The following is a 25,077-nucleotide window of genomic DNA, read 5'->3' as shown; positions in this document are numbered from 1 at the left end:
TTATCTTTCCTCCTGTTTATTTGATTACGTTTTTAGCGATTACCATTCTCTGAACTTCTGATGTTCCCTCATAGATCTCTGTGATCTTAGCGTCTCTCATCATACGCTCAACCGGGTATTCTTTAATATATCCGTAACCACCATGGAGCTGAACAACTTTCGTTGTGACGGCCATAGCTGTCTCTGCAGCAAATAATTTAGCCATCGCAGATTCTTTTCCATAAGAAATTTTCTGTCCCTGGGAACTTAAATATTTTCTGCTCGCAGCGTCATATACCAGCCAGCGTGCTGCACAGATACGTGCTTCCATATCGGCAATCTGGAACTGTGTATTCTGGAATTTAGAAAGCGGTTTGCCGAACTGAACTCTCTGCTGTACGTAGGATACGAGTTCATCCTGTGCGCCCTGTGCAATACCGAGAGCCTGAGCGGCAATACCGATACGTCCGCCGTCCAGTGTAGCCATGGCAACGCCGTAGCCTTTTCCTTCTGCGCCGAGCAGGTTCTCCTTCGGAACGATACAGTCTTCGAAAACAATCTCTGTTGTAGAAGAAGCACGGATGCCCATCTTGTCTTCCACCTGTCCGCGGGAGAATCCAGGGTAAGAAGACTCAACGATAAATGCAGAGATGCCTCTTGTTCCCTTGGAAGGGTCTGTCATCGCAAATACAACAAAGATATCCGCAACACCACCGTTTGTGATAAAGATTTTGTTGCCGTTCAGTACATAATGATCTCCGTCAAGAACAGCTGTTGTCTGCTGCGCTGCCGCATCTGTACCTGCCTCCGGCTCTGTCAGACAGAACGCACCGATCGTGCCGCTTGTCATCTGAGTCAGATATTTTTTCTTCTGCTCCTCTGTGCCGAACTTCAGAATCGGCCAGCATGCAAGTGAGTTATGAGCTGCAACGATTACAGCCGTTGCTGCACACTTCTTAGCGAGCTCTTCCACTGCCATCGCATAGGCAACATCGTCAGCTCCTGCTCCGCCGTATTCTTTAGGCATGTTCATTCCCATAACGCCATAACGGAAAAGTTTCTGTACATTTTCCATTGGGAATTTTTCTGTGACATCAATTTCTGCAGCAATAGGTTTCACTTCGTTTTCAGCGAATTCTGCAACCATTTTTCTGACAAGTTCTTGTTCCTTTGTTAGTTGAAAGTTCACAGTCATTATCTCCTTTTACTTTATGTTTTTTTGGGGGTTACACCTCAGCCTTATAACTTCCCGTCAAGTTTTCCGGTTCACAGCCCAGCTTTCCCCGGGTAAAACTTCTCATAAAAATATTATAGCTGTTTGTTAATAAAAAATCAATATTTTTGTAGGTATTTCACATGAAGTTTTTCTTTTTCATGAAAATTTTCCTGAGAATACCAAAAAACAGCAATGCTGTCCGTCTCCTGCCTAATGAAAAAGACCCAGACTGCCCTTCCGTTTATGTCTGGACGCTGAGCCTTCTTTCATAATCTTATTTCGCAGCTTTCGCAGCTTTGATCGCTTCCACCAGCATCGGGGCTACCTTGAACAGGTCTCCCGTGATTCCGTAATCCGCAATCTCAAAGATCGGCGCTGACGCATTTTTGTTGACTGCGATGATGCACTCTGATTCCTGCATTCCCGCTTTGTGCTGGATCGCTCCCGAAATTCCAAGTGCCACGTAGATCTTCGGATGTACTGTCTTTCCTGTCTGGCCTACCTGATGGTCCGCTGTCAGCCAACCGCTGTCGATCGCCGCACGGGATCCTCCCACTACGCCGCCGAGTGCATCTGCCAGATCGTGTGCGATCTTGATTCCCTCTTCTACGTTGGAAGAAATACCACGGCCTACGGATACCACATACTCTGCTCCTACCAGGTCTACCAGCTTCTTCGCTGCCTTCACTACCTCTACAACCTCTGTCTGCATATCTGCTTCTGACAGCTCTACGTTTGCTTTTACTACTTCTACTGCATTCGCCTTCGCTTCGTCAAATGCACCTTTCTTCAGCACGCCTGGCCTTACTGTTGCCATCGACGGACGGAATCTCGGGCAGATGATCGTCGCCATCAGGTTTCCTCCGAATGCCGGACGCGTCATCTTCAGGTCTTTCGCTACATCATGAGGCTGTCCCAGCACTCTTGCTGTATTCGTCTTTGTGATTCTGTCTTCCGGCAGTACCGAATTGTTTCTCAAAAACTCCTGATAGTTTGCTACGTCTACATCCAGATGCGTACAGTCTGCACACAGTCCCGTGTGGAGTCGTGCTGCACAGCGCGGTCCCAGGTCACGGCCGATGTTCGATGCACCGATCAGGAAAATCTCCGGTTTCTCTTCTGCGATAATATCACAGATTACTTTTGTATATCCGTCTGTCGTGTATACCCCAAGCAGCTGATGATCTGCTACGATCACTTTGTCCGCTCCGTATCCACCCAGCTCTTTTGCAAGGCCCTCTACGTTGTCTCCAAGAAGAAGCCCTACCAGTTTTACTCCAAGTTCATCCGCCAGACGACGTCCTTCGGACAGAAGCTCGAAGTCAGTCGGCATCAGTTTTCCTTCTCTCTGCTCGCAGAATACCCATACGTCCTTAAAAGCAGATACATTACTACTATCGAAATTTTGCATGTCCTCTTTCTCCTCTCTTAGATCATATGTTTCTCAGCGAGCATTCCTGCCAGTTTATCACATGTTTCCTGGTCTGCGCCCTCAAGCATCTGACCTGCCCCCTTCTGCGGCGGTGTGAAGGATGTCAGGATGTTTGTCGGAGAACCTGCAAGCCCGATGTTATTCACATCGATGAGCGGGCTGTCTTTCAGTGTGTTGTAATCAAACACTTCCATCGGCTTCTCATATGCTTCATAGATTCCGCCAATGCTCATGTAACGCGGCTCGTTCAGCTCTTTGATGCATGTGATCATACATGGAGTCTGTACTTTGATCGTCATATATCCGTCTTCCAGTGCACGCTGTACGGTCAGTGTGTCCCCGTCCTTACAGATATCCTGTGCGTATGTTACCTGCGGCAGATTCAGTTTCTCTGCGATCTGCGGGCCTACCTGTGCGGTATCTCCGTCGATTGCCTGGCGTCCGCAGAATACGATGTCGTCTTTCTCAAGACCGATATGTTCGATCGCTGCTGCGATGATCTGGGATGTTGCGTATGTATCGGATCCGCCGAACTCACGTGCGGAGATCAGTACTCCTCTGTCTGCTCCGCGGGCCATGATCTCACGCAGCATTCCTTCTGCCGGCGGCGGGCCCATTGTCACTGCGATCACTTCGCAGCCTGTCTCGTCTTTTAACTTCAGCGCTGCCTCAACAGCGTTCAGGTCGTCAGGGTTTGTGATTGTCTCCATGGAAGCCCGGTTCAGTGTTCCGTCTGGATTCACTGCGAGTTTGCCGGAGGTATCTGGTACCTGTTTTACACAAACAATTATTTTCATGACTCGTATCTCCTCCTTAATTCAGAATATTTCCGGAAATTACGACACGCTGGATCTCAGATGTTCCTTCATAGATCTCTGTGATCTTGGCATCACGCATCATACGTTCAAGCGGATAATCGTTGGTGTAACCATATCCACCACACATCTGAAGTGCTTTTGTAGCTGTCTTGTTAGCCAGCTCAGAGCAGAACAGTTTCGCCGTAGCAGCTTCCAGAGTAAAACGTTTCTGTGTGCTTTTAGCGATCGCCGCCTTGTAGGTGAGCAGCCTGCCTGCTTCAATGCCAACATGCATATCAGCAAATACAAACTGGGAATTCTGGAATTTGGAGATCGGTCTGCCAAACTGAACACGAACTTTCGCAAAATCCATAGCCTCTTTGTAAGCACCTTCTGCGATACCGAGAGCCTGAGCGGCAATACCGATACGTCCGCCGTCCAGTGTAGCCATAGCGATACCGAATCCTTTGCCTTCCACGCCGAGCAGGTTCTCCTTCGGAACGATACAATCCTGGAAAATGATCTCGGATGTCGGTGAGCCGTGAAGGCCCATCTTAACTTCGTGTTTGCCTACTAAAAATCCCGGGAAATCTTTCTCAACGATAAATGCAGAGATGCCTTTTGTTCCCTTGGAACGATCCGTCATGGCAAATACAATGAAGATGTCTGCTACATAACCGTTTGTAATAAAGATTTTAGAACCATTTAATATGTAATGATCTCCGTCGAGAACAGCAGTCGTCGTTCCCTTGGATGCGTCGGAACCGGCATCTGCCTCTGTCAGACAGAAAGCACCGACCTTACGTTCTTTTGTCAGCATCGGAAGATATTTTTTCTTCTGCTCTTCTGTACCATAGCTGATGATAGGACCGCAGCACAATCCGTTATGTGTCGCCACAATATCGCCTGTAGATGCACATGCTTTGGAAAGTTCTTCAATTGCAATAGCTCCGGACAGGTCATCAGCACCTGCTCCGCCGTACTCTTTCGGTACGATCATACCCATAATTCCATAGCGGAAAAGGTCGTCGATAGTCTTTGCGGGATACTGACTCGTTCTGTCAGTTTCAGCAGCGATGGGAGCAACCTCAGTCTCTGTGAATTCGCGGACCATCTTACGAACAAGTTCCTGTTCACGGGATAACTTGAATTCCATATTTCTACCTCCTTGAAATGTGATGGATAATTCCTATTTGATAGGAAGGATCACTCTGAATAGTTGATATTGTCTATATTTTCTGTATCAATAAAGTGATTATGTTCCATCGGTTAGCATTCATGTTGATTTTACTATAAATGTTTACTATTTGCAATAACAAAAAACACGGCATTCGCAAAAAGGGCAGCATTCGCAAAAAAGGCTGTTATTATGCCAGTATTTGCTTTAATTCCTCCGGTGTTTTGGGGTATTTTTTCTCATCCGGCAGATGACCGGAAGTGACCAGTCCCTCATATACCTCCAGCATCATCGGACGTTTCAGATTGGCCCTCTTCACCACGCTGTCATCCAGGAAAACCTCCAGCGGCGTACCGTCTGCAATAATCTCGCCGTCGCAGAAAACCACTGCGCGTTCCGCCCAGCGGTAAGCAAAATCCACATCATGCGTGGAGATCAGCATCGTCTTTCCCTCTTTCTGCAGTTTGTCCAGCACTTCTTCCAGCATCTGGGCATTCATCGGATCCAGCGCTGCGGTGGGTTCATCGAAAATTATGATCTCAGATTTCATTGCAATAATATCCGCAATGCTCACCCTCTTTTTTTCCCCTCCGCTTAAGTAGTGAGGGGGTCTGTCCTTAAAGTCTGTGATATTCATATATTCAAGGGCCTCTTCCACCCTCTGTTTCACTTCATCTCTGGGCAGCCGCAGATTCATGGGACCAAAAGAAACCTCCGCCATTACGGTAGAGGCAATAATCTGGTTATCTGCGTCCTGAAACACGATTCCTATGTTTTTTCGCAGCTCACTTAGGTTTTTCTTTGTGATTTTTGTGTTGCGGAAATAGATTTCTCCCGCCTCCGCCTGCAGGACACCGTTAACATTCAGAAAAAACGTGGATTTCCCGGCTCCATTGGAACCGATGACGGCGATGCGTTCTCCCTGATAGATATTGATATCGATCCCCCGAAGCGCTTCCTTTTCCTCTGCATATGCAAAATGCAGATCTTTCACTTTAACGATTGGTTCTCTCATGTACGTCTCCTTTACCTTGTCAGCAGCCAGATGCACACCAGCAGTCCGATAAAAACTCCCGCCGCCAGTATCTGCATCTTTCCGACAGGCTTTTCCTCTTCCCAGAAGAGCAGCTCTCCTGTATAACCCCGGGACTCCAGCGCATCATAATAGGCGTTTGCCTTTTTCAGTGATACAATAAAAAGATTACTTGCAATATTTCCAAACGACTTGAGTGATGTTCGAAAATCATCATATCCAAGCCTGGACTGCGCCGAATTCTTCATCTTCCGCTGCACCTCTGTCAGAATAAAAATAAAACGATAGATCATATTCATCAGCTCTATGATCAGTTTCGGCACGTGTGCCTTGCGCAGTACCGAAATAATCTCATTTGACGGTGTCGACAGCGTCATCATGAACATCGCCGATATCGCGCCGAATGCCTTCAGCATGATCTCTGCAGTCTTCATCAGACTCTCATCCGATGTATAGATACAAAACAGATTCAAATCCAGACAGTACTGTCCGGTCGGGTGCAGAGAAACTCCCAGTGCTATTGCTAAGCTTCCAAAAATCATGAACATGACAGGGATCATCATAAACGAGAGATAATCGTGGAGGCTCACACCGCCTTTTATCACGGTAAGCCACCCCATGGCCAGTATCACCACTGCCGACACAAACGGATTGTCCAGTGCAACACACAGGACCAGCGTCAAAAATGCAAATGCCACCTTGAACGACGCATTCCAATGCCTGATACCGGACATGTAAGCATAATAATCAATCGAAAACCCCTCACCATGTTTATGCCCGAATTTACGGCGGTGTTTATGTATATTTGACATTATTTCCTCCAAAACCATGACTTCAGAATAAAAATCCTCTGGTAAGTATATCAGTTTTTCAAATTATAGTAAATGAAAGGGATATTCCAAAATGGAATATCCCGAAGTTCTCACTTCACGTACAGCGTCGCAACCGCCTTTTCATTATACTGTGATGAAATGATTCCGCCGTCGGAAAGACGCGAATAGATTCCGGAAAATACACCATCATACACAAAAAGACCCGACATATTCGTATACGGTTTGAACTGTGCATCCGCATCCACCAGATAAATATTATCTGTCCGGTACGGCGGACAATATTCCTGATAAATATAATCTTTACCCGTATGGCGCAAAACGATGTCCTTCCACTCTTCCTGTGTATAATCAATCCCTGCAAACACCCCTCGGGACGCGTAGGAATCAAGCGGTTTGATGATCCATCTGTCTTTTGTGCCCAATACGGTTTCAAGTGTTTCTGCCCGATCGTCCAGGAGCTCCGTAGCCGGAACGTGTTCCATGACAAATTCCTGTTCTTCCGGCGTCAGAAATGACATCGTCTCCCGCTCCCTGATGATCTTAAACAGCCATTTGTTGTGGATGATCTGCGTGCAGAAAGAGCCGATCAGGCAGACGTCCTGATGCTTCACAGCCTCGATAAAATCCTGAACCTCATCGTAATGCTCCATGACGTCTGTTGTAACAGCCCTCCTGTAGATCACATCGATCGGGTGTCCTGACGGAGAATACAGTACGCCGTTTTGATAGTTAAGTTTTGTGATCTCACAGATTTCCGTCTCATAACCGGCCTTCTGAAACCTGCGTGCAAACTCCTCAAATTCGGTAATGGAGCAGTGCTCCAGAAAATCCACGATCGCAATGTACGGGTGTTCTTTCTTTTTCTCATAACTGTTATAAATATTTATAAAAGTTTCAACCCAGCTATCAAACAGTTCAAACGTTTTAAAACAGTATTTCTGTTTCATCCGCTGATGTGCCGGATTAAGAGCAACCGCCGTGTTTAACACATAGTCTTCATTCATCGCGCTCGTCCCGTCTGTATTGATCTCACAAAATTGGAACGTGCCATCATTTTCATTATAAAAGATGTCAAATCGCGCAATGGGAAGCACCGACTGATAAAGATTGGGTATGAGGATCAGCTGCTCCAGTTTATCTGAAAAAGGAAACAGCTTCCGATATTCAGCGTTTGCCAGGTATTCCCTGATCACTTTTTCGAATATTCGGTATGTTGTTGCCACAATTGTGCGATATTGTTCTATCACGTCTGCAGTAAAGATTTTTGGTATATGCAGCGTATGCACGCACCTGCCGTGATACGCAACGGAGGAATGTTCAAGATAGTCCTTGACTTTAAGCGCTGCCTCCCGGTTTTCTTCAAAATGATTTTCTATTTCCTGTCTGTATTCATTTAATATTGTTTTCATAATATTCTCTCGCCAACGTTTTCTTATGATATAGTATTTCTTCCAACGGCAGCAGGGAAAGCTGCTCTGATTCCATAAGCTGATTCTTTGCCGCTTCAATTAAATAACTCAGAAGCTTTGCCGCTTCATAGCCGTATACGTCTCCGTCAAATCCGTCCTGCATCAGATTATGCTGTGCTTTTAAAATTTCCTGCTCCGATGCAGTGAACTTTTCATTGACCTCTTTTACCAGCTCTTTATTGTAAAAAATACCTTTCAAAAGAACGGTGTAAGCAAGCACGCATTTGATCGGCATGCTGTCAGCATATCGTATTTCCAGATAGTGTTTCAGACGTACATCCTGAAAATTCATGGATAAGATGTGCTCAATGTCATGCCGGCTGAGCCGTTCCCCGCCCCAGACCTCCGCCGTACTCTTATGCCCCGTATACATGGGCGCATCCTGACCCTCAACGAAGACAGGAGGCATATCCAGCAGAAAATCTGCATACCTGGCAAACCCGAAGTCTTCATCAAAAAGTCCTCTGGGTATCCCCGTACGTGCAGGGTCTACATGATCCCAGATATAACTCCGGGCCATATACCCTTCATAGATTTCCCCCTCCATGATCGGCGTGTTGTCCGTCAGAAGTTTCAGAAGCGGCATCAGAATATATGCAGCTCTGATCTTCTGTACAAAATCCTGTTCGCTGCAGTAATCGATCGATACCTGCGTTGCTGCGGTCCCACGCATCATATTGATTCCGCATGTGCCTGTCTCCATGAAATAGCGATCCATAAATTCATATCTTGTCTTAGGGATCAGCGGCATATCCCGCACCTTAGATTTCGGATGGTAGCCAAGCGTCAGCATTTCGTATCCGCATTCTCGCAGTATCGGGTGAATCTGCTCCAGAAACATTCTGTAGATCCGATAGATAAGTGTAATATTCTCTCTGGGATTGATACTGATCTCCAGCTGGCCTGCCGGTTCCAGACTGATGGAATAGTCCTCGTTATAAATTCCGATCAGAAATCCTTCCGGCTCATAACGCCATGGGAAATACCCGGACATCCGCTCCAGAATATATGCGATCCCTTTCTCTTCCTGGTAAGTCACGCTCTCGCCGGTCTCTGATTTCACAATCAGATGTTCCAGCTCTACCCCCAGTTTTTCGATACAATTGCGTTTGCTTCCGTTCTCAAAATATTTAATCAGCAAATCTTTATTTTCTTTTCGTATCTCCAAATCTTTTTACCTCGTAAAATTTTTTTAAAAAATTGATAAATTATGGTTGCATTTTTCTCAAAATACGGTATAATACTCATTGTGTCAACCACACACGCTGGAATAGCTCAGTCGGTAGAGCACTTCACTCGTAATGAAGGGGTCGAGGGTTCAAGTCCCTTTTCCAGCTTGTCTTTAAAACTGCTTCAAACCATATAGGTTTGGAGCTTTTTCTTTTGTCGTTTTATGACTGCTAACAAAACTACATTTGATTCTACCTCATTATATCCTCTAATACAAGGCAATATTGAAAATTCCTGTCAGCAGATCAGCAAAGTCAAGTTTATCAGTGATTTAACAAGCTACCTGCCCTTTATGTATTCTCTCGGAGAATCATGGTAGTACTTCCGAAAAGCCTTGTAAAAATTGCTGCTATTGCTATACCCCAATACCGAGCAAATTTCCTCTACCGGCAAAGTTGTCTCTTTCAAAAGAATGACCGCGCGTTCCATGCGCAGTTCCAACAAAATTTCAGAAAAGGACTTCCCAACTTCCCGGTGCAACAAGGTTGAAACATAATTCGGGTGATACGAAAAACGCTTTGCAATTTCTTTGAGCGTTACGGTATCAACGTGTTCCCCGATATACTGTACGATCTTATCCGAAGGGCTTTCGTTTGCAGGTTCCCGATTTGCATGGGCATACTGACGTGCGATCTGAACGAGAAATGATAATGTAAGCGACTTCAAGACAACCTGTGTGTCCTCCCGCCTGTTGGCATACTCTACCACCATCATCTCCAGAAGCGCCCGTATGTTGCAGTCGTCCTCGATTTTGTAATGGATATATTCATCAGAAAATTGATTGGTGGACGGGTCAAGCAGAAAATGAAACAGCTTTGTATTTGCAGAAATCATTGGCAAAAATGCCCGACAAAACGTGTCTTTTTGAATCAGTACGCCCATAATCGTTGTTTCCTTGTCGTCATGGACACAAAGAGCGTGACCGGCAAAGGGCTGGCCTGCATACAGTTCTCCCTCCCGAATCGTAATACGGTTATCGTACTTAAAGCTGATCGAATCGTATTCGCCCTCATAGGTGTAATTGAAATAAAAATAATCGTGCCGGTGAAACAACTCCTGCCGCCCGCCGCTCTGATGGACGACCACCATAATTTCATCTTCCGGCGCACCGGGCCAATAAAACATTTTTTCCTCTTGATTTTCACCGGGGCAATTATGATACGTCCAGTCCAACACCCCAAATTCTTCCCGCAATCTCTCGACCGCTGCACATAAAATCTCTTGTCCCACCTTGCCACTCCTTTACTTAAAAGCCCCCCGATTCTTATTTTTATTATACCTCGTTACATGATAAAATGCCACAGTACATATTAAGATTTGGCGCTGTTTCTTTGGCCGCGATCTTCTATACTAAAGATCGTTATGAAAAACAGACGGGAGGCTATTCGATGGAGGAAAAAGAGTTAGGCGGTGGGAAAACAATCTTTTATAAAAAGCTGTTTTCCCTTGTTCTGCCAATCGCATTTCAACAATTTATGCTGGCGGCGGTAAGTGCTTCGGACGCTCTCATGCTCGGATTTGTCAATCAGGATTCCCTGTCGGCGGTATCGCTGGCCGGGCAGGTCACCTTTGTGTTCAACCTGTTTATGGGCGGGTTGACAATGGGAACAAGCATTTTGGCCGCACAATACTACGGGAAGGGTGACGTAACCGCTATTGAGAAAATATTTGCATATGTCACAAGGGTTTCCTTTTTGATTTCGGCGGTGTTCTTTTTAGCGTCCCTTTTCATGCCCGATCAGTTAATGCGGATTTTTACAAGCGAGCCGCAACTTATAACAGGAGGCAGCGTTTATCTTCGTATTGTTGCAGCGTCCTATCTTTTTACCGGTATATCGCAAATTTTCCTTTGTATCTTGAAAAATACAGGGTATGCCATGAAAAGCATGGTGATTGGGTCAAGCGCCGTTGTTATCAATATTTTCCTAAATGCCGCGCTGATTTTCGGGCTGCTCTTTTTCCCAAAAATGGGGATTGCGGGCGCTGCCCTTGCCACCTCTATTTCAAAGCTCATTGAAATGCTGTGGGCCTATGTGGAATCTCTGCGGAAAAACCGGATCAGGCTGCGGATCAAGTATTGTTTTGCAGCAGACCGGCTTTTAGTTCGGGACTACTGGAAATATACAGTACCCATGATGGGGGATTATCTGGTGTGGGGGTGTGGCTTCACCATGTACTCTGTTATCATGGGACACTTGGGCAGCGACGCTGTGGCCGCCAATTCGATTGCGAATATCGTAAAGAATCTGATCGTTAGCTTTTGTACAGGCCTTGCCAATGGCGGCGGTATTATCGTGGGCAACGAGTTGGGCATGGGAAATTTGAAACAAGCAAAGCAGTACGGCGGTCTGCTCTGGAAAATGGCGGTCATCGGGGGTGTGGCGTCCTGCCTGCTCCTGCTCGCGTTGTCACCTCTGATCTTGAACGTTACGGTTTTAAGCTCCCAGGCGACCGAATACCTGATGTGGATGTTACTATTCTGTGCCTGCTATATGGTTGCTAAGGCAATTAACATGACGACGATAGCCGGAATTTTCCCCGCTGGCGGCGATTCTAAGTTTGGCTTGATTTGCGACGCGATCACCATGTGGATTTTTGCTGTTCCAGCCGGTTTCCTTGCAGCGTTTTATTGGAATCTCCCCGTCGTCGTTGTATTCCTGATTATCAACTTAGATGAAGTTGTCAAGCTGCCCGCCGCCATTATCCATTATCGGAAATACGGTTGGCTAAAGAATATTACAAGATAACTACTGTTTTTGAACTACTGTTGTCGCCCGCAAAAAGGTTTTGCTGAAGATTACAAAGCGATCAGATCAGCCCATGTTTTTTCACCGCAGATTCCGTCTACCGGACCTGCTGCGCCTTCTCTCTCCTTCTGGTATCTGCGGCATGCTTCCTGACATCCGCTGCCGTAACTCCGGTCCAAGTCACCCTGATAGTAACCGCGCGCCTTCATGATCTCCTGAAACAACAGCACATCATTTCCCCCGCTCCCGTACTGCAGCGTACCAACACCAAACATATAAACCGCCTCACTTTCCTGATTCTCACCTTTAAAATAACTGTTCAGATCCACCCATGAAATATCTCTGTCCACATGACCTGATATTCCCGGCACCTTTCCTTTGCTTGTATACTGCCAGATAATTCCGGCGCCCGGCTTCAGGGAGTAATTCGGAGTCCCGTTATCCGCTGCCGGATACCTCGCCAGCCAGAGCGGATATGCTTTCAGGGACTTTGGCAGGACGTTTTTATACCAGTCAGTATTACAATAGATTCCGCACGGATAACCGGCAGCCTGCACCGTATCCAGAAAAGTCATTGCGATCTCCTCCAGTTTTTTTGAGCCAAGCTGCCTCTGTTTTTCCCATTCCAGATCCAGCCATACCCCGCAGGAGATTTTTTTGTCCCTGATAAGCTCCAGTGTTTTCTCCGCCTCGGCGGCGGCTGCTGATTTCGACAGGGCGTAGGAAAATTTATATACACCTATGGAAATTCCCGCATTGCTGCATTGTCTGTAATTCTCTTTAAAAGCGGTATCTTCTTTATTGTTTTTATCAGTCACTCTGATAATAGCGAATTCGATTCCGGCTTCTCTGATTTTTCTGCCGTTTACGTTGCCCTGATAGGCGCTGATATCGATACCATTCATACTAAGCCTCCTTGATTAAGTCTTACAGAGAGGAAAGCCCCTCTAACTTAACTATATGAATCCTGCAGGGATTCTGCTCAAAATCCTGACTTTTTCATATTTGTCAACACATGTCCTCCAAAAAATGATATATTGTAAGAAAACCGTTACTATTCACAGCTGATATGGATATATAGGCAGACTCGTCATGCTTGCATGTAAGAGGATGACTGTACATCCATATCAAGCCTGCGAAGCAGGAACTCCACCCACATAAGCAGTCTTAGCTCCGTAAGGAGTGAGACTGGAGCCTCAAAGAGGCGACGAATGCGCATGTGGGTGGTGGGCTGTGAATAGTAACAGAAAACCAATGAAATTCAGGAGGAAAACCATGCGATTTGATGCAAACAGCGGCTTTTTATATCTGATTGCGTTTCTTGTAATCTTATTCGTGCTCGCCCAGTCCGTCTTTTTTCTGGTAACGGCATACCGGAGAGGAAAAGAAATCAATATGGATGTAAAAAAACTGCGGAAAACCATTTTGTCAACTGCAATTTTTACCATTGCTCCGGCGGTATCCATCTTACTAGGTGTCGTAACACTCTCAAAATTCCTCGGAATCCCCCTTCCCTGGATCCGCATGAGCGTGATCGGCGCGATCACGTACGAACTGCCCGCTGCAACCTCGACCGCTAATGCGCTGGGCGTGTCCTTATCGCAGCAGGTCACCGATCCGGGTACATACTCGGCGATCGCCTGGGTGATGACGCTCGGAATCCTGCCGAGTATCGTTCTCCCTCCCATCCTGATGAAGAAAATCCAGGGAGGCATGGTCAGAATCAAATCCAGAGACAGCAGGTGGGGCGATCTTTTTATGTCTTCCATGTTTCTGGGGATGATATCCGCTTTTCTCGGTATGGTTTTCTCAGACGTGAGAGACGGACTGCCAGGGTTCATTCCGCTCTTTGTACTCCTGGTTTCCGCAGCGCTCATGGCCGTCTGCGGGCTTTTAATTAAAAAATGCAAGATGAAATGGCTGGAAACTTACGCACTGTCCGTCAGTATGATCGGCGCAATGATATTTGCCGTGATCATTACTCCGGTCATCGTTTAACGGGAGGTATCTTATGAATACATATCTGAATAAAATTGACCGGTATGGAAAGATCTGGATCTGGTCTGCCGTCGTGGTTGTCATGATGGTTCCGCTGGCGGTCTGCCTGTACTATGACGCATGGCCGGAGGGAAGCGCCGTCCTGAAAGGCCTTCTGGGTGTCGCCCCCATCTACTGGACGGTTGGGGTCATAGAAGTCATCACCTACACGCCGATGCTCGGAACGGGGGGTACGTACCTGGCGTTCGTCACAGGGAACCTCACCAGCATCAAGGCGCCCAGTGCCTTAAACGCCATGGAAAATGCGAATGCAAAACCCGGCACAGAAGAAGGGGAGATCATCTCGACGATTGCGATTGCGACAAGTTCCATTGTCACGACGGTCGTCATCATCCTTGGCGTGGCGGCGTTATCAGTGCTTGCGCCGATTCTGGATTCGCCCGCGCTCGCGCCGGCTTTTGACAACATCCTGCCCGCACTCTTCGGCGGTCTCGCCGTCGTCTATGTCAGCAAGAACTGGAAGATAGCGATCGCACCGCTTATCTTCATGGCAGGCCTGTTCCTCGCCGTGCCCTCTCTGGCAGGCTCCGTCGGCGTACTGGTGCCGGTAGGCGTACTGATCACGCTGGGCGCCGCAAGATTAATGTACCGGAAGGGATGGTTATAAGAATGATTGGATGGATGATTTCAGGAATTTTGTTACTTTTACTCGCGGCGATACTGATTCGGACAGTGATGTTTCGTCCTGCAAATGAGCCGGCTTTGCACCCGCAGGAAATCATGCTTGACGAAGCAAAGATCATCGATGACCTGGCGGCGATGATCCGCTGTAAAACAGTCTCCAACCGGGATGAGTCGCTGGTGGATCACATGGAATTCGTGAAATTCCAGACGCTGCTGAAGGAACGTTTCCCCGCGGTTCACAGGCATGCCAAACTGACTAAGATCGGCAAAACGGGACTGCTCTACCATCTCAGGGGACAGTCCGCAGAGAAGCCTTCCGTCTGCATGGCCCATTATGACGTGGTGCCTGCCGAGGAAAGCGGGTGGGACAGGCCCGCATTCGCAGGCCTTGTGGAAGGTGATATGATATGGGGCCGCGGCACGCTGGATACCAAGGGCACGCTCTGCGCCCTTCTCGAGGCTGCCGAGCTGCTGCTGAAAGAAGGATACGTTCTGAAACACGACCTGTATTTTTCATTTTCCGGGGAAGAAGAAATCGATGGAGAGACTTGTGCCGATATCGTAGATTATCTCCGCGAAAAGGGCATACAGCCCGCAATCGTGCTGGATGAGGGCGGCGCAGTGGTTGATCACGTGTTTCCCGGTGTCGACAGACCGTGTGCCGTCGTCGGAATCGGTGAAAAAGGCAGTGTGAACATGGATTTTGTCATCGAAAGCGACGGCGGGCATGCATCGACGCCTCCTGCACACACCATACTGGGACAGCTCGCACAGGCGGTAGCATCCATTGAAAAACATCCGTTTAAACGGCAGCTGACCCGGCCTGTCAAGGAAATGTTTGATACCCTGGGCAGGCATTCCAGTCTTGTATACCGCATGATCTTTGCCAATCTGTGGTGCTTCCTGCCGCTGCTGGATTTTATCTGCAAAAAATCCGGTGGAGAGCTAAATGCCATGATGCGCACCACCGTGGCGGTCACCCGCATGGAAGGGAGCAAAGCCTACAACGTGCTGCCGCCAAATGCAGCATTCGGCGCCAACATCCGCCTCTTGGGCGATGACACGATCGAATCCGCGACAAAATACCTGCAGAGAGTCATAAAAAACGAAAAGATCCGCCCCCGCCTCGTAAATGGCACGAACCCCTCCATTTATTCTGACACGTCGTGTGAAGAATGGAATACCTTAAAAGAAGTGATCGCCGAGACATGGCCGGGCACGCTGGTCTCTCCATACCTCATGATGGCGTGCAGCGATTCCAGGCATTACTGCAGCATCACCGACCGCGTCTACCGTTTCTCCGCCATGCAGCTGTCGAAGGAAGAACGCGGTATGATTCATGGAAATAACGAGCGTGTCCCCGTTGAAACCATGCTGACTACCGTACGGTTCTATGTCCGTCTCCTGCAAAGACTTTGAGCAGGATTGGGGAGTTACAGAGCAACGAAGCAATCCATGGGATTCATCTTTACAGTTGTGAGGCACAGATTAATCCATATTCGCCGGAGGCTTTCTGCACGCCCCTGTTAATGGCGTAACCCATAACACGGGCAGCAAGCGTTCCCACCGCATTTGCATCTGCCGTGACTTCACCCGTTGCCATGGCAAAGACAGAATCTCCGTCCGCCCATGTGTGAACAGGACGAATCGTCCTTGCCATACCGTCGTGTGCCATGGATGCAATTTTCATCATCTGGGTTTTATCCAGCTTTGCATTCGTCACAATACAGCCGATAGTCGTATTCCCTGCAAAGTAATTTTTATCGGCGGAATACTTCCGATACATGAGTTCTTCTGAATTGCACAGATATTTTTTATCTTCTGAAAGCAGACCGCCGATCTGTCGTCCCGTATCCAGGTCAAATACATCGCCGAGGGCGTTTACCGTTACGAGCGCTCCTACCTGAAGATCACCCAGCTGCACCGCATAGACTCCAAGACCGCTTTTCATGGCGCGTTGTGTACCCATCAGTTTTCCGATGCTGGCACCTGTACCCGCACCGACATTTCCTTCCGGCACCGGTTGACTGGATGCATTTTCACAGGCAGCTCTTCCCATCACCCGGTCCGGCCTTGCACTGGAGTCACCCACCGCCAGGTCAAAAATTGATGCACCGCAGACGATCGGCACCACGGTCATCCCCACGTCAAATCCGACGCCTCTCTTTTCCAGATACTCCATCACACCGGCCGCCGCATCCAGTCCGTATGCACTGCCGCCGCTCAGCATGACTGCATGGGCCACATCACAGATGTTGCCGGGCTTTACGGCATCTGTTTCCCTGCCCGCCGGAGCACTTCCCCGAACATCTACGCCCGTAGCAGCTCCATTCTCACACAGGATCACCGTGCATCCGGTACCTCCCCTGCTGTCCTGGGCATGGCCGATTTTAATTCCCCTGATATCCGTGATACTGATCTCATGCAGCAGACTTTGATCCATCATATTTTCTTTCCTCCCGGGTTATCCTTTCATTCTCTGGTACAAATATAAACAGTCCCGCCTTCGAAAGGTCCGGCGGGACTGTATGCATTGCTGTATTTTAGTTAAATCCTGTATCCGACAGACTTCAGATAGTCCACACTGGCTTTTACATCCTCCAGTGTGGCTCCCGAGTCACGCGGATCCCTCTCCTGTTCGATTGTTATGTAACCGCTGTACCCGATCTCTTCCAGCGTATCTTTGATCGCCGGATAGTCAAGTGTCCCCGTCCCGATTGGACACATGGAGCCTTTTGCCACACCCTCGAAGAAACGGAGATTCTCCATCGCCATCACTTCCCGGTATATCTTTTCATTCACATCCTTAAAATGAACGTAATCCAGACGGTCCGCATACTTTTTCAGCCATGTCACCGGATCCATTCCAGCATAGTACAGGTGTCCCGTATCCAGGCACAAGCCTGCCGTCTCATAGGGGATATCTTCCGTAAGTTTCTCAATCTCATCCGCAAATTCAATATATCCGCCGGCATGCGGATGAACCACGACGCGGACGCCGAATTTTGCCGCGTGATCACAGATCTCCCGGATATGATCCATCAGCTGTTCCCACTGTGCCTGTCCGAGTCTTTTTGCACGCTCCGGATGTCCGGATGTAAAATCACGCTCATCATGTCCCCAGTCGATCACGACGAGATAAGGCGTCGGAAAATTCTGTCCCTCATATCTGGGCAGCTTCGGCAGCTGTGTGATCAGCCAGCAGATATCATCCGCCGCCTTCAGCACATTTGCGTGATTTTCCCTGCTCACCAGATCCTGAAATATCGTGCCCGCCACAATAGAAATCTCATTTTTCTCAAGTTCTTCTGTCACCGTCTCCACATCAATCGGCAGATAGCCGTACGGTCCCAGTTCCACAGCACTGTAGCCGGCCATCCGTGCTTCTTTCATAACAGTCTGCCAGCTGGGAATATACGGATTCTTCGGGTCTTCTACTCCCCAGCAGCACGGTGCCCCACATATTTGCATTGTCATTTTTGCTGTCACTCCCTTTTATTTATTGTGATGAAGCCATCCGGCGTCATATCCGTTTAGGTGTTTTCTCTATCGATAGCTCTCTGCCAGTCTTTCAAATGCAGACAGCGACCGTTTTACTTTCTCTGTGTCTACACAGTAGGAGATCCTGAAATATCCCGGACAGCCAAAGGTATCACCCGGAACGAGCAGAAGATCATATTCACGCGCTCTCATGCAGAAAGCCCCCGCATCCTCCTCCAGTGCCTTCGGAAACATATAGAACGTTCCCTGAGGCTTCACACAGACAAATCCCAGTTCCATCAGTTTATCATACAGCAGATTCATATTGGTCTCATACACCGACAGATCCGCCGTCTCATTCAGTACATCTTTCACCGCCATCTGAATCAGAGACGAAGGACAGTTATGTCCGATCCCTCTTGAGATCTGACCGCACATGTCGATCAGGAGTCCGGCATCCGGGCATCTGGGTGAGACTGCCACGTAACCGATACGCTCCCCGGGAATGGACAGTGATTTACTGAATGAATAGCAGGTGATCGTCCTGTCATAGATGGAAGCAGGGTACGGCGAGTCAGCCCCTGTAAATATAATCTCGCGGTATGGCTCATCCGATATCACATAGATATCATGTCCGTATTCCGCTTCTTTTTTACGCAGAATCTCTGCCATCTCCTCCAGTGTTTCTGTCGTATACGCTGTTCCGGACGGATTGTTCGGCGTATTGATCAGAACAGCAGACACATCCTCCGTCAGCATATCCTCCAGCTTTTCAAAATCCATCTGGAACCGCCCAAGGTCGGGCGGTACGATCTTCAAATTCAGACCCGCAAGGGTGACGTACGGCTGGTACTCCGGAAAGTAAGGCGCAAATGTCAGTACCGTGTCTCCCGGGACCGTGACTGCACGAAGCGCGTGTGCAATCGAGGATGCCGCTCCGTTTGTCATAAAAATATGTTCCGCCTTATAATCCATATGAAAACGGTCCGACAGGGATTTCGCCACCGCCTCCCTGGCTTCCTGATTTCCCAGTGTCGGGCTGTATCCGTGCAGTTCTGCAGGACTTTTTGTTTCCAGCAGGCTGATCAGCCGTTCTGTAAGTTTATCCGGCGCCGGCACGGAGGGATTCCCGAGGCTGTAATCAAAGACATTCTCATAGCCGATTTCCTCAGCCCGCCTGGAGCCGTATGCGAACGTCTCCCTGATCACGGATTTCGCACCCAGCATATTACGATATAATTCTGCAATCATTTTTCCTGTTTCCTTTCCGTATCCTGACTGTGATTCTGGATATGCACATCCATCTGAGGATAAGGTATCACGATTCCCGCCTCATCAAATGCCAGTTTGATTTTTTCGTTTAGCCTCCAGCGGGTCGGCCAGTAACTTTCCGTTTTCACCCAGGACCGGCATCCGATGCGGACACTGCTGTCACAGAGCGCATCCACAAACACCTGGATTTCCCTGTCCTTCATGATATCCGGATCATCCTGCAGCAGACCGCTTAAGATCTCCTTTGCCTTTTTCATATCCGAATCATACGAAATATCCATTCTGAGATCCAGCTTCCGCTCATCCATGGCCGTGACATTTGTAATGATATGATTCGTCAGAGTCGCATTCGGAATCACGATCCTGCGGTTGTCCACCGTCATCAGCGTCGTGTAAAACAGCTCGATTTTCTGAACCGTACCCTCATTATTCGCAGAACTCTCGATGATATAATCTCCCACTCCAAACGGTTTCAGCAGAAGTAAAATCACTCCGCCCGCCAGATTTGACAGTCCGCCCTGCATGGCCAGTCCGATACCGACACCGGCTGATGCCAGCAGCGCCGCCACAGATGATTCTTTCACGCCGAACTGTGTCGCCAGCTGAAAAATAAGAACCGCATACAGTCCGGCTTTGATGGCTGAATTCAGAAAGCTGATTGCTTCCGGCGCCATGCCGGCTTTGTTCATCGATTTTCTGAAAATTTTGCAGATCCACTTAATGAGTTTCGATGCAATCAGATAGACGACGATCGTCAGTACCACTTTCAGGCAGAAGGAACCAACTTCCGGCAGATGCTGATCCATCCACCGCAATATAATATTCATAGCTTTTTACCCTTTTCTGTATTCAAATACTGCGACACTAAGAGGCGCTGCTTTTATTTTAACCGAATCCGCACGCTCATCGCACTCCACAGGCCTTGATGCTTTCACACGCGGATTCACCATACCGCCGCCGCCGTATTTCTTTGCGTCACTGTTAAATATTTCCTTGTATTTTCCTGCTTTCGGAACCCCCACCTGGTATTCCGGATAGGAAACTGCTGAGAAATTGCAGACGATCAGCAGCATATCATCCCGCTTCTTTCCGCACCGCATAAAAGTCAGGATATTTTTCTCCCACTCCATCTCATTGATCCAGATGAATCCTTCCGTATCATAGTCTCTCTCATAGAGGGCGGGACAGGACTTATACATCTTCAGCAGCGCTTTGAAGAACTCATAAAATTCCCGGTGCTTCGGTTCTTCCATAAGATCCCAGTCAAGCTGTCTGCTTTCGGACCATTCCTGTATCTGCGCAAAATCCTGACCCATGAACAGCAGTTTTTTGCCGGGATGGCAAACCATGTAGGTAAGTGCCGCCCGCATATTCGAAAACTTCTGCTCATCATCACCCGGCATCTTCTCGATCAGTGATTTCTTTTCATGCACGAACTCATCATGCGAAAGTCCCAGCAGGAAACGTTCGCTGTAGGCATAGACCATACTGAAAGTCAGCTCGTTATGATGAGCGCCTCGGAACACCGGATCGTACTCCATGTATCCAAGAAAATCATTCATCCAGCCCATATTCCATTTGTAATCAAATCCCAGACCATCTTTCTTGAAACTCTCGGTCACTTTCGGCCATGACGTAGATTCTTCTGCTATCATCATTACGTCCGGATAACGTTTCTTAAATATGGAGTTCAGATGCCTGAGGAATTCTATGGCTTCCAGGTTTTCATTGCCCCCGTAAATATTCGCAACCCACTCCCCGTCATTTTTTCCATAATCGAGGTAAAGCATGGATGCGACAGCATCCATCCGGATCCCGTCGATGTGATATTTTTCAGCCCAGAAGAGCGCATTCGAAATCAGAAAGTTGCTGACCTGCGGGCGTCCGTAATTAAAGATCAGTGTTCCCCAGTGCGGATGCATCCCCTGGCGCGGATCCTGATGTTCATAGAGGCAGGTCCCGTCAAACGCAGCCAGTCCTGCAATGTCCTTCGGAAAATGTGCCGGTACCCAGTCCAGGATCACTCCGATCCCCGCCTCATGCAGTGCATCAACAAAAGCCATAAAATCCTGAGGACTTCCATAGCGTCTCGTCGGCGCGTAATAACCTGACACCTGGTACCCCCAGGATTCATCCAGCGGATGTTCCATTACCGGCATCAGTTCCACATGCGTATAGCCTGTTTCTTTTACATAATCAACGAGCACGGGAGCGATCTCACGGTAATTGCAGAACAGTCTTCCGTCCTCAGGTTTTCTGAACGAGCCAAGATGAAGTTCATAAATGTACATGGGCTTGTCTTCTCCCTGTACCTTCTTTCTGTTCGTCATCCAGCCCTGATCATTCCATCGGTATTTTCTCAGATTCGTGACAACCGAAGCTGTATCCGGACGGAGCTGTGCCGCATTTGCATAAGGATCCGCCTTCAGGTAAGTCAGACCGTCTCTCAGCTTTAATTCAAATTTATATAACTCGTCGGCCTCAATTCCCGGGATAAACAGTTCAAAGATGCCGGATTCCTCCAGCTTCTCCATCTGGTACATTCTTCCATCCCAGCCGTTGAAATCTCCAACTACGCTGACGCGCAGCGCGTTTGGTGCCCAGACTGCAAAATATACACCGCGTCTGCCGTTTACCCGCATCGGATGAGCTCCCAGCTTCTCATATATGTCATAGCAGATGCCGTGTGAAAACTGTACTTCCTCCTCATGAGTGATCTGTGCGGGAAAGGCATAGGGATCTTCGTATTCCCTATACTTTCCCTCTTCCTGTATAACATAAACATATTCAGGAATCTTCTTTCCCGGAAGTAAAATGGCAAAGAAACCATTTTCGTCCTGCATCTTCATCCGATGATTTACGCGGTCTGCTGTCGTCTTTAACATCACCTTCGTCTTTTCCGGAAAAAAACACTGGATCAGGACACCGTCCTTCGTGACACGCGGTCCGAGTGTTCTGCGCGGCTTGTTCTCCTCCGAGTATACAATCGCCTCTATCGCTGCCCAGTCCATTAAATCGTATAGTTTATCTGCCATATAACAAGTTCCTCCTGGTTTTCATATGATAACGCCCGCACGCAGGCATGTTCTTTTACTCTGATAATTGATGGATGAAAAGTCCGCTTCGAAGTTTTGGTTCAAACCAGGTTGATTTCGGCGGCATCAGACGGTGTGCGTCCGCCACATCAAACAATTCTGAAATCGAGGTTGGATACATGGAAAATGCGACTTTGCAGTCACTGTCTGCCCTGCGTTCCAGTTCTCCAAGTCCGCGGATTCCTCCTACAAAATCAATGCGCTCATCCGTCTTCGGATCCTCGATTCCAAGAATCGGACCCAGCAGGTGATTCTGGAGAATCGATACATCCAGCCCCTCCACAGGATCCTTTGACGTGTATTCCTCTCTGATGCGCAGCCTGTACCAGGTGCCCTCCAGATACATCCCAAATGTCCCTTTCTGATCCGGGTGCACGGCTGCTTTTCCCGCCGGTTCTATCTCAAATTTCTCCGCTGCCTTTGCCATGAATTCTTCCGCCGTGTACCCGTTCAGGTCCCTGACTACACGGTTATAATCCATGATACTCAGCTCATCCTCCTGGAAAAGGACTGACAGAAAATAATTAAACTCTTCTTCCCCGGTGTACTCCGGATGACTCTCCCGTCTCTTTTTTCCAACCTTCACCGCAGATGCGCAGCGATGGTGTCCGTCAGCAATATAGAGACAGTCGACATGTTCAAATGCCGCGCTCATCGCCTTGACTTTGACCGCGTCGTCGATCACCCATACGCGGTGCCTGATATTATCATCACTCACGAAATCATAGACCGGCGGTTTGCGCTTAGCATCTTTGATCAGCTGCTTCAGCGTTTCATCTCTGTGGTATGTAAGAAAGATCGGACCCGTCTGCGCATCACAGACATCCACGTGGTTGATCCGGTCGATTTCTTTTTCGAGACGTGTATTCTCGTGTTTGCGGATCACTTCGTTTTCGTAATCATCAATCGAGGCACATCCCACAATACCAGTCTGCGCTCTTCCACCCATCGTCAGCTCATAAAGGTAATAACAGTTCCACCTGTCTTTAACAAAGTACCCTCCGCGGTACATTTTATTCAAGGTTGACTTCGCTTTTTCATATACTTTTGGATCATAAGTATCCACGGTGTCCGGAAACTGAGTCTCAGCCCTGTCGATCTTCAGAAAAGACAGAGGCTCCCGCCTTACTTCCTCGCAGGCTTCTTTACGGTTGTATACATCGTATGGCAGCGCGGCTATCCGCGATGCAAGCTCCGATGTCGGTCGAATTGCTCTGAATGGTTTTACTGTCGCCATTTTTTAATTTCCTCTCCAAATGTTTTTTAATGACTGGTACGCTCGTCCCAGTTTTTCGCGGTGGTACATCACGGTCCGCAGCCAGACCCAGTTCCTTCTGGCGCGTCTCAGACGCTTTACATATCTTCTCATGCCCTGCTCCTGTTCGTAAGCATTCGATTTCTCAAAGCTCAAAAAGGGCGGGGCTGCCGCAAAATATACATACGCTGATTTTGCGGCAGACTCCCTCCCTTTTATTTTACTATACGAACCCTCAATACGCCATCTAATTTTCTCAATTTATCCACAACTTCCTGCGTAGGCTTTGTCTGAAGGTCCAGCAGTGTGTACGCATAATCACCTTTGCTCTTATTCGTCATATCACTGATATTGACACCGGCTTCTCCAAAAACTGCTGTAAACTGGCTGATCATATTGATGATGTTTTTGTGATGGATGGCAATTCTCCCTGCCACCACGCAGCTGCCCATATCACAATTCGGATAGTTCACCGAATTTTTAATGTTCCCGTTTTCCAGATAATCCATGATTTCCTTGACCGCCATCCGCGCACAGTTGTCCTCGGATTCTTCTGTGGAAGCGCCCAGATGAGGCGTTACCAGTGTGTTTCTGACCCCTGCAACAACCGGATTCGCAAAGTCTGTTACGTATTTCTTTACTTTGTTGTTTTCCAGTGCTTCGACCAGCGCTTTTTCATCTACAAGGATATCTCTGGCAAAATTGAGGATCACAACACCGTCCTTCATCATTTGGATCGCCTCCGCGTTGATCATCCCTCGGGTCTCTTCCAGCAGCGGTACATGGATCGTAATATAATCACACTCTCGGTACAGTGTCTCCAGATTATCGATATGTTTGATCGTTCTGGACAGATTCCATGCAGCCTCCACAGAAATATACGGATCATATCCGTAGACTTCCATGCCCAGATGTGTCGCCGCATTTGCCACCATGACACCGATCGCACCGAGACCGATGATTCCAAGTTTCTTGCCGCTGATCTCACATCCTGCGAACTGTTTTTTCTTCTTCTCTGCCAGCTTTCCAATATCTTCTACGTTCTGCTCACTCTCCACCCACTCAATACCGCCTACGATATCACGGGATGCCAGCAGCATGCCGGCGATCACAAGCTCTTTCACACCGTTTGCATTCGCGCCCGGCGTATTGAATACGACGATTCCTTCATCTGCACATTTGCCTAAAGGAATATTATTGACACCTGCTCCCGCCCTTGCTATCACCTTCAGATTAGCAGGAAAGTTCATATCCTTCATGTTCGCACTGCGGACCAGGACTGCATCCGCCTCTTCCATATTTTCTGTCTCGATATACCGATCCGTAAAGCGTTCGATTCCAACATTTGAAATCGGATTCAGGCAATGATATTTATACATG

Annotated in this window: 22 protein-coding genes and 1 tRNA gene; 5 read left to right on the top strand and 18 right to left on the bottom strand. The window is 48.1% G+C overall.

Annotated features, from left to right (window positions below):
* Positions 1-16: 16 nt before the first annotated feature.
* From NQ502_RS18180 to NQ502_RS18145, 8 genes are all read right to left on the bottom strand, one after another.
* A complete protein-coding gene (locus tag NQ502_RS18180; protein WP_028530325.1) occupies positions 17-1,168 on the bottom strand; it encodes an acyl-CoA dehydrogenase in 1,152 nt (383 codons plus the stop codon).
* A 301-nt stretch (positions 1,169-1,469) separates the two neighbouring features.
* A complete protein-coding gene (gene acrA, locus NQ502_RS18175; RefSeq protein ID WP_028529834.1) occupies positions 1,470-2,606 on the bottom strand; it encodes an acryloyl-CoA reductase electron transfer subunit beta in 1,137 nt (378 codons plus the stop codon).
* Positions 2,607-2,623: 17 nt separating this feature from the next.
* On the bottom strand, positions 2,624-3,424 hold the full coding sequence (gene acrB / locus NQ502_RS18170) for an acryloyl-CoA reductase electron transfer subunit gamma (protein ID WP_028529833.1): 801 nt from the start codon (positions 3,422-3,424) through the stop codon (positions 2,624-2,626).
* A 16-nt stretch (positions 3,425-3,440) separates the two neighbouring features.
* Entirely contained in the window at positions 3,441-4,580 is a 1,140-nt protein-coding gene (locus NQ502_RS18165; protein WP_028530288.1) for an acyl-CoA dehydrogenase, read from the bottom strand.
* 211 nt (positions 4,581-4,791) lie between these two features.
* Positions 4,792-5,616 carry an energy-coupling factor ABC transporter ATP-binding protein gene (locus tag NQ502_RS18160; RefSeq protein WP_028530289.1) on the bottom strand — a complete coding sequence of 275 codons (825 nt, stop codon included), beginning with the start codon at positions 5,614-5,616 and terminating at the stop codon, positions 4,792-4,794.
* Positions 5,617-5,627: 11 nt separating this feature from the next.
* Positions 5,628-6,446: a cobalt ECF transporter T component CbiQ gene (gene cbiQ / locus NQ502_RS18155; RefSeq protein WP_148511994.1), complete on the bottom strand. Its 819-nt coding sequence runs from the start codon at positions 6,444-6,446 to the stop codon at positions 5,628-5,630.
* Between the two features lie 110 nt (positions 6,447-6,556).
* Positions 6,557-7,876 (bottom strand): ATP-grasp domain-containing protein, encoded by a 1,320-nt coding sequence (locus NQ502_RS18150; RefSeq protein ID WP_028530291.1) that lies wholly within the window; start codon positions 7,874-7,876, stop codon positions 6,557-6,559.
* Positions 7,857-9,104, bottom strand: a complete 1,248-nt coding sequence (locus NQ502_RS18145) for a glutamate-cysteine ligase family protein (protein WP_028530292.1) — start codon at positions 9,102-9,104, stop codon at positions 7,857-7,859. Before NQ502_RS18145 ends, NQ502_RS18150 begins: the two co-directional genes overlap by 20 nt.
* Positions 9,105-9,200: 96 nt before the next feature.
* On the opposite strand from NQ502_RS18145, the gene NQ502_RS18140 reads away from it, so the two are divergent.
* Positions 9,201-9,273, top strand: a tRNA-Thr gene (locus tag NQ502_RS18140).
* Between the two features lie 172 nt (positions 9,274-9,445).
* Here the strand turns inward: NQ502_RS18140 and NQ502_RS18135 are convergent.
* Entirely contained in the window at positions 9,446-10,396 is a 951-nt protein-coding gene (locus NQ502_RS18135; protein ID WP_028530293.1) for a helix-turn-helix transcriptional regulator, read from the bottom strand.
* Positions 10,397-10,554: 158 nt separating this feature from the next.
* Between NQ502_RS18135 and NQ502_RS18130 the strand changes: the two genes are divergently transcribed.
* Positions 10,555-11,913: an MATE family efflux transporter gene (locus NQ502_RS18130; RefSeq protein WP_044983647.1), complete on the top strand. Its 1,359-nt coding sequence runs from the start codon at positions 10,555-10,557 to the stop codon at positions 11,911-11,913.
* A 50-nt stretch (positions 11,914-11,963) separates the two neighbouring features.
* Here NQ502_RS18130 and NQ502_RS18125 read toward each other — a convergent pair whose 3' ends face one another.
* Positions 11,964-12,818, bottom strand: coding sequence for a GH25 family lysozyme (locus NQ502_RS18125; RefSeq protein WP_028530295.1), 855 nt, complete (start codon positions 12,816-12,818; stop codon positions 11,964-11,966).
* Between the two features lie 370 nt (positions 12,819-13,188).
* On the opposite strand from NQ502_RS18125, the gene NQ502_RS18120 reads away from it, so the two are divergent.
* From NQ502_RS18120 to NQ502_RS18110, 3 genes are read left to right on the top strand one after another with little or no spacing between them, the layout of a single operon-like run.
* A complete protein-coding gene (locus NQ502_RS18120; protein ID WP_028528914.1) occupies positions 13,189-13,911 on the top strand; it encodes a DUF5058 family protein in 723 nt (240 codons plus the stop codon).
* Positions 13,912-13,924: 13 nt separating this feature from the next.
* Positions 13,925-14,578, top strand: a complete 654-nt coding sequence (locus NQ502_RS18115; protein ID WP_028528913.1) for a hypothetical protein — start codon at positions 13,925-13,927, stop codon at positions 14,576-14,578.
* Between the two features lie 2 nt (positions 14,579-14,580).
* Positions 14,581-16,014, top strand: coding sequence for a M20/M25/M40 family metallo-hydrolase (locus tag NQ502_RS18110; protein ID WP_028528912.1), 1,434 nt, complete (start codon positions 14,581-14,583; stop codon positions 16,012-16,014).
* A gap of 49 nt (positions 16,015-16,063) precedes the next feature.
* Here NQ502_RS18110 and NQ502_RS18105 read toward each other — a convergent pair whose 3' ends face one another.
* The 8 genes from NQ502_RS18105 to NQ502_RS18070 all read right to left on the bottom strand — a co-directional run bounded on the left by NQ502_RS18105 (position 16,064) and on the right by NQ502_RS18070 (position 25,076).
* Positions 16,064-17,023 carry a P1 family peptidase gene (locus NQ502_RS18105; RefSeq protein WP_028528911.1) on the bottom strand — a complete coding sequence of 320 codons (960 nt, stop codon included), beginning with the start codon at positions 17,021-17,023 and terminating at the stop codon, positions 16,064-16,066.
* 119 nt (positions 17,024-17,142) lie between these two features.
* Positions 17,143-18,072 (bottom strand): sugar phosphate isomerase/epimerase family protein, encoded by a 930-nt coding sequence (locus NQ502_RS18100; RefSeq protein ID WP_028528910.1) that lies wholly within the window; start codon positions 18,070-18,072, stop codon positions 17,143-17,145.
* 69 nt (positions 18,073-18,141) lie between these two features.
* Entirely contained in the window at positions 18,142-19,326 is a 1,185-nt protein-coding gene (locus NQ502_RS18095; RefSeq protein WP_028528909.1) for a pyridoxal phosphate-dependent aminotransferase, read from the bottom strand.
* A complete protein-coding gene (locus tag NQ502_RS18090) occupies positions 19,323-20,174 on the bottom strand; it encodes a mechanosensitive ion channel family protein (protein WP_044983300.1) in 852 nt (283 codons plus the stop codon). The genes NQ502_RS18095 and NQ502_RS18090 overlap by 4 nt, the downstream gene beginning before the upstream one ends.
* A gap of 6 nt (positions 20,175-20,180) precedes the next feature.
* Complete coding sequence (glgB, locus tag NQ502_RS18085) at positions 20,181-22,382, bottom strand: 1,4-alpha-glucan branching protein GlgB (protein ID WP_049898181.1); 2,202 nt, start codon at positions 22,380-22,382, stop codon at positions 20,181-20,183.
* Between the two features lie 55 nt (positions 22,383-22,437).
* Positions 22,438-23,679, bottom strand: a complete 1,242-nt coding sequence (locus NQ502_RS18080; protein WP_028528908.1) for a DUF1015 domain-containing protein — start codon at positions 23,677-23,679, stop codon at positions 22,438-22,440.
* Positions 23,680-23,682: 3 nt separating this feature from the next.
* Positions 23,683-23,811, bottom strand: coding sequence for a hypothetical protein (locus tag NQ502_RS18075; RefSeq protein ID WP_260046575.1), 129 nt, complete (start codon positions 23,809-23,811; stop codon positions 23,683-23,685).
* Positions 23,812-23,912: 101 nt separating this feature from the next.
* Positions 23,913-25,076, bottom strand: coding sequence for a phosphoglycerate dehydrogenase (locus tag NQ502_RS18070; RefSeq protein ID WP_028528907.1), 1,164 nt, complete (start codon positions 25,074-25,076; stop codon positions 23,913-23,915).
* Position 25,077 lies beyond the last annotated feature (1 nt).

It is taken from the genome of Ruminococcus gauvreauii (assembly GCF_025151995.1).
GTDB classification, from domain to species: Bacteria; Bacillota; Clostridia; order Lachnospirales; family Lachnospiraceae; genus Ruminococcus_G; species Ruminococcus_G gauvreauii.
The sequence above is the reverse complement of the archived record's forward strand: the minus strand, read 5'-3'. Positions and strand labels throughout refer to the sequence as shown.